Source organism: Companilactobacillus tucceti DSM 20183 (assembly GCF_001434665.1).
Classification (GTDB): Bacteria; Bacillota; Bacilli; order Lactobacillales; family Lactobacillaceae; genus Companilactobacillus; species Companilactobacillus tucceti.
Map to the genome: position 1 here is coordinate 1 of NZ_AZDG01000033.1, position 5330 is coordinate 5330.

Sequence of the window (5330 nt, forward strand, 5' to 3'; positions counted from 1 at the left end):
GCGTGGCAACTACCTATCCTCGCGGGTAGTTTCCCACCAACTACTTTCGGCGTTAAGAAGCTTAACTTCTGTGTTCGGCATGGGAACAGGTGTATCCTTCTTGCTATCGCCACCACACTATTCTTACTCGTACCTTCAAAACTAGATATTAAGTTAATGAATTGAAACTCGAAAACCACTTACTCGATTAAGTCCTCGATCTATTAGTACTGCTCAGCTCCATGTATCACTACACTTCCACCCGCAGCCTATCTACGTCATAATCTTTAACGGATCTTACTTCCTTACGGAATGGGAAATCTCATCTTGAGGGGGGCTTCACACTTAGATGCTTTCAGCGTTTATCCCGTCCATACGTAGCTACCCAGCGATGCGCCTGGCGGCACAACTGGTACACCAGAGGTATGTCCATCCCGGTCCTCTCGTACTAAGGACAGCTCCTCTCAAATTTCCTACGCCCGCGACGGATAGGGACCGAACTGTCTCACGACGTTCTGAACCCAGCTCGCGTACCGCTTTAATGGGCGAACAGCCCAACCCTTGGGACCGACTACAGCCCCAGGATGCGATGAGCCGACATCGAGGTGCCAAACCTCCCCGTCGATGTGAACTCTTGGGGGAGATAAGCCTGTTATCCCCAGGGTAGCTTTTATCCGTTGAGCGATGGCCCTTCCATATGGTACCACCGGATCACTAAGTCCGACTTTCGTCCCTGCTCGACTTGTCAGTCTCGCAGTCAAGCTCTCTTGTGCCTTTACACTCTATGAATGATTTCCAACCATTCTGAGAGAACCTTTGAGCGCCTCCGTTACTTTTTAGGAGGCGACCGCCCCAGTCAAACTGCCCACCAGACACTGTCCCTCACCACGATAAATGGTGTAGGTTAGAGTTTTCATATAACAAGGGTAGTATCCCACCAACGCCTCTATCGAAACTAGCGTTCCGATTTCTACGGCTCCTACCTATCCTGTACATGTCACACAAAAACTCAATATCAAGCTACAGTAAAGCTCCATGGGGTCTTTCCGTCCTGTCGCGGGTAACCCGCATCTTCACGGGTATTATAATTTCACCGAGTCTCTCGTTGAGACAGTGCCCAAATCATTACGCCTTTCGTGCGGGTCGGAACTTACCCGACAAGGAATTTCGCTACCTTAGGACCGTTATAGTTACGGCCGCCGTTTACTGGGGCTTCAATTCTCAGCTTCGCTTACGCTAACTGATCCTCTTAACCTTCCAGCACCGGGCAGGCGTCAGCCCCTATACGTCATCTTACGATTTAGCAGAGACCTGTGTTTTTGATAAACAGTTGTTTGGGCCTATTCACTGCGGCTGGCTGTTACACCAGCACCCCTTCTCCCGAAGTTACGGGGTCATTTTGCCGAGTTCCTTAACGAGAGTTCACTCGCTGACCTTAGGATTCTCTCCTCGACTACCTGTGTCGGTTTGCGGTACGGGTAGTTTATTTCTAACTAGAAACTTTTCTCGGCAGTGTGAGTTACTGTGCTTCGCTACTTAAATTTCGCTCCTCATCACAGCTTGTCCTTATAGGTAAAAGCATTTGACTCTTACCAAGACTTACTGCTTGAACACACTTTTCCAGCTGTGTGCACACATCATCCTCCTGCGTCCTTCCATCGTTCAAACAAAATAAACTAGTACGGGAATATCAACCCGTTATCCATCGATTACACCTCTCGGTCTCATCTTAGGCCCCGACTAACCCTGGGAGGACGAGCCTTCCCCAGGAAACCTTAGTCTTTCGGCCGATCAGATTCTCACTGATCTTTCGCTACTCATACCGGCATTCTCACTTCTAAGAACTCCACTGCTCCTCACGGTACAGCTTCAATGCTCTTACAACGCTCTCCTACCACGCATCTTACGATGCATCCACAGTTTCGGTATCATGCTTAGCCCCGGTACATTTTCGGCGCAGAATCACTCGACTAGTGAGCTATTACGCACTCTTTGAATGAATGGCTGCTTCTAAGCCAACATCCTAGTTGTCTATGCGTTTCCACATCCTTTTCCACTTAGCATGAATTTTGGGACCTTAACTGGTGATCTGGGCTGTTTCCCTTTCGACGATGGATCTTATCACTCACCGTCTGACTCCCGGGTAAAGATCAATGGCATTCGGAGTTTATCTGAATTCAGTAACCCAAGACGGGCCCCTAGTCCAAACAGTGCTCTACCTCCATGATCCTTTTCCCCGAGGCTAACCCTAAAGCTATTTCGGAGAGAACCAGCTATCTCCAAGTTCGTTTGGAATTTCACCGCTACCCACACCTCATCCCAGCATTTTTCAACATACATGGGTTCGGTCCTCCGGTGTGTTTTACCACACTTTCAACCTGGACATGGGTAGGTCACTTGGTTTCGGGTCTACATCTACATACTTATTCGCCCTATTCAGACTCGCTTTCGCTGCGGCTCCGCATTTTCTGCTTAACCTTGCATGTAAACGTAACTCGCCGGTTCATTCTACAAAAGGCACGCCATCACCCCTTAACGGGCTTTGACTATTTGTAGGCATACGGTTTCAGGATCTATTTCACTCCCCTTCCGGGGTTCTTTTCACCTTTCCCTCACGGTACTGGTTCACTATCGGTCACTAGGTAGTATTTAGCCTTGGGAGATGGTCCTCCCAGATTCCGACGGGGTTTCACGTGTCCCGCCGTACTCAGGATACCGGCTAGAGTGGTTTGTATTTCGTTTACGAGGCTTTCACTCTCTTTGGCTGAGCTTTCCAACTCATTCAACTATACTTGCCTTTTTTCTCATAACGCCAGTCCTACAACCCCAAAGAGCAAGCTCTTTGGTTTGGGCTCTTCCCGTTTCGCTCGCCGCTACTCAGGGAATCGAATATTCTTTCTCTTCCTGCAACTACTTAGATGTTTCAGTTCATTGCGTGTTCCTCTTAATATGCTATGTATTCACATATAAGTAATCATCCATTACGATGATTGGGTTCCCCCATTCGGAAATCCCCGGATCAAAGCTTACTTACAGCTCCCCGAGGCGTATCGTCGTTAGTTACGTCCTTCATCGGCTCCTAGTGCCTAGGCATCCACCGTACGCCCTTTGTTACTTAATCTTGACAAAATATGACTTGCGTCATTTTGTCGCGCAGTTTTCGGTGTTTCTTTAATTCATTATTTCTTAATATCCAGTTTTCAAGGTACGAGTTTGGTAAGTTTCCTTACCTATGGAGGTTAACGGGATCGAACCGATGACCTCCTGCTTGCAAAGCAGGTGCTCTCCCAGCTGAGCTAAACCCCCATGGTACTACTATTCAATTCTATGGGCCTAAATGGACTTGAACCATCGACCTCACGCTTATCAGGCGTGCGCTCTAAACCAGCTGAGCTATAGGCCCAAATAAGCTAGAGTAGACCTCTCAAAACTAAACAAAGTTTTAACTTGTGTATTTCCGTTGTGCTTTCGCACTTTTCCTTAGAAAGGAGGTGATCCAGCCGCAGGTTCTCCTACGGCTACCTTGTTACGACTTCACCCTAATCATTTGTCCCACCTTAGACGGCTAGCTCCTAAAAGGTTACCCCACCGGCTTTGGGTGTTACAAACTCTCATGGTGTGACGGGCGGTGTGTACAAGGCCCGGGAACGTATTCACCGTGGCATGCTGATCCACGATTACTAGCGATTCCAGCTTCATGCAGGCGAGTTGCAGCCTGCAATCCGAACTGAGATCGGTTTTAAGTGATTTGCTTACCCTCGCGAGTTCGCAGCACGTTGTACCGACCATTGTAGCACGTGTGTAGCCCAGGTCATAAGGGGCATGATGATTTGACGTCGTCCCCACCTTCCTCCGGTTTGTCACCGGCAGTCTCACTAGAGTGCCCAACTTAATGCTGGCAACTAGTAATAAGGGTTGCGCTCGTTGCGGGACTTAACCCAACATCTCACGACACGAGCTGACGACAACCATGCACCACCTGTATTCTTGTCCCCGAAGGGAACCTCTAATCTCTTAGACTTTCAAGATATGTCAAGACCTGGTAAGGTTCTTCGCGTTGCTTCGAATTAAACCACATGCTCCACCGCTTGTGCGGGCCCCCGTCAATTCCTTTGAGTTTCAACCTTGCGGTCGTACTCCCCAGGCGGAGTGCTTAATGCGTTAGCTGCAGCACTGAAGGGCGGAAACCCTCCAACACTTAGCACTCATCGTTTACGGCGTGGACTACCAGGGTATCTAATCCTGTTTGCTACCCACGCTTTCGAACCTCAGCGTCAGTTACAGACCAGAAAGCCGCCTTCGCCACTGGTGTTCTTCCATATATCTACGCATTCCACCGCTACACATGGAGTTCCACTTTCCTCTTCTGCACTCAAGTTTACCAGTTTCCGATGCACTTCCTCGGTTGAGCCGAGGGCTTTCACATCAGACTTAATAAACCGCCTACGCTCGCTTTACGCCCAATAAATCCGGACAACGCTTGCCACCTACGTATTACCGCGGCTGCTGGCACGTAGTTAGCCGTGGCTTTCTGGTTGAATACCGTCAATACATGAACAGTTACTCTCACGCATGTTCTTCTTCAACAACAGAGTTTTACGATCCGAAAACCTTCTTCACTCACGCGGCGTTGCTCCATCAGACTTTCGTCCATTGTGGAAGATTCCCTACTGCTGCCTCCCGTAGGAGTTTGGGCCGTGTCTCAGTCCCAATGTGGCCGATTACCCTCTCAGGTCGGCTACGTATCATTGCCTTGGTGAGCCGTTACCTCACCAACTAGCTAATACGCCGCGGGTCCATCCTAAAGCGATAGCAGAACCATCTTTCAAACATAAACCATGTGGTAAATGTTGTTATGCGGTATTAGCACCTGTTTCCAGATGTTATCCCCCACTTTAGGGCAGGTTACCCACGTGTTACTCACCCATCCGCCGCTCACTCAAATGTATCATCACTCCGGTGCAAGCACCATCGTTCAGTTACCAGAGTTCGCTCGACTTGCATGTATTAGGCACGCCGCCAGCGTTCGTCCTGAGCCAGGATCAAACTCTCATATTAAAAGTTTGTGACTCAAAAATTATTACTAGCGAAAATTGACTTCGTCAATGTTTCTTAATTCAAAACCTTAATTAAAAGGTATATACACAATTGATTGTTAAAACTTTGTTCAGTTTTCAAAGGTCTACATGTTTGATAAGAAGTGAACTTCTTAACAAGCGACTTAATTATCTTATCAATTGGACAAGTGAATGTCAACAACTTTTTAAAATAATTTTTTCAACGATTAGATGAATGAAACTCATCAAGTCGTTGTCGCCGTTGCTCTGTCGCAACAACAGGTAATATATTAC

At 48.0% G+C, this 5330-nt stretch carries 2 tRNA genes and 3 rRNA genes; all 5 read right to left on the reverse strand.

What is annotated here, in order from left to right:
• The 5 genes from rrf to FC72_RS10470 all read right to left on the reverse strand — a co-directional run bounded on the left by rrf (position 1) and on the right by FC72_RS10470 (position 5037).
• Positions 1-117 (reverse strand): 5S ribosomal RNA (rrf, locus tag FC72_RS10450).
• 66 nt (positions 118-183) lie between these two features.
• Positions 184-3100, reverse strand: a 23S ribosomal RNA gene (locus FC72_RS10455).
• 112 nt (positions 3101-3212) lie between these two features.
• Positions 3213-3285 (reverse strand) — tRNA-Ala (locus FC72_RS10460).
• 22 nt (positions 3286-3307) lie between these two features.
• Positions 3308-3382: transfer RNA gene (locus FC72_RS10465), tRNA-Ile, on the reverse strand.
• Positions 3383-3463: 81 nt separating this feature from the next.
• Positions 3464-5037, reverse strand: a 16S ribosomal RNA gene (locus tag FC72_RS10470).
• The 16S, 23S and 5S rRNA genes sit together here with 2 tRNA genes alongside, the layout of an rRNA operon.
• Between the last annotated feature and the right edge of the window lie 293 nt (positions 5038-5330).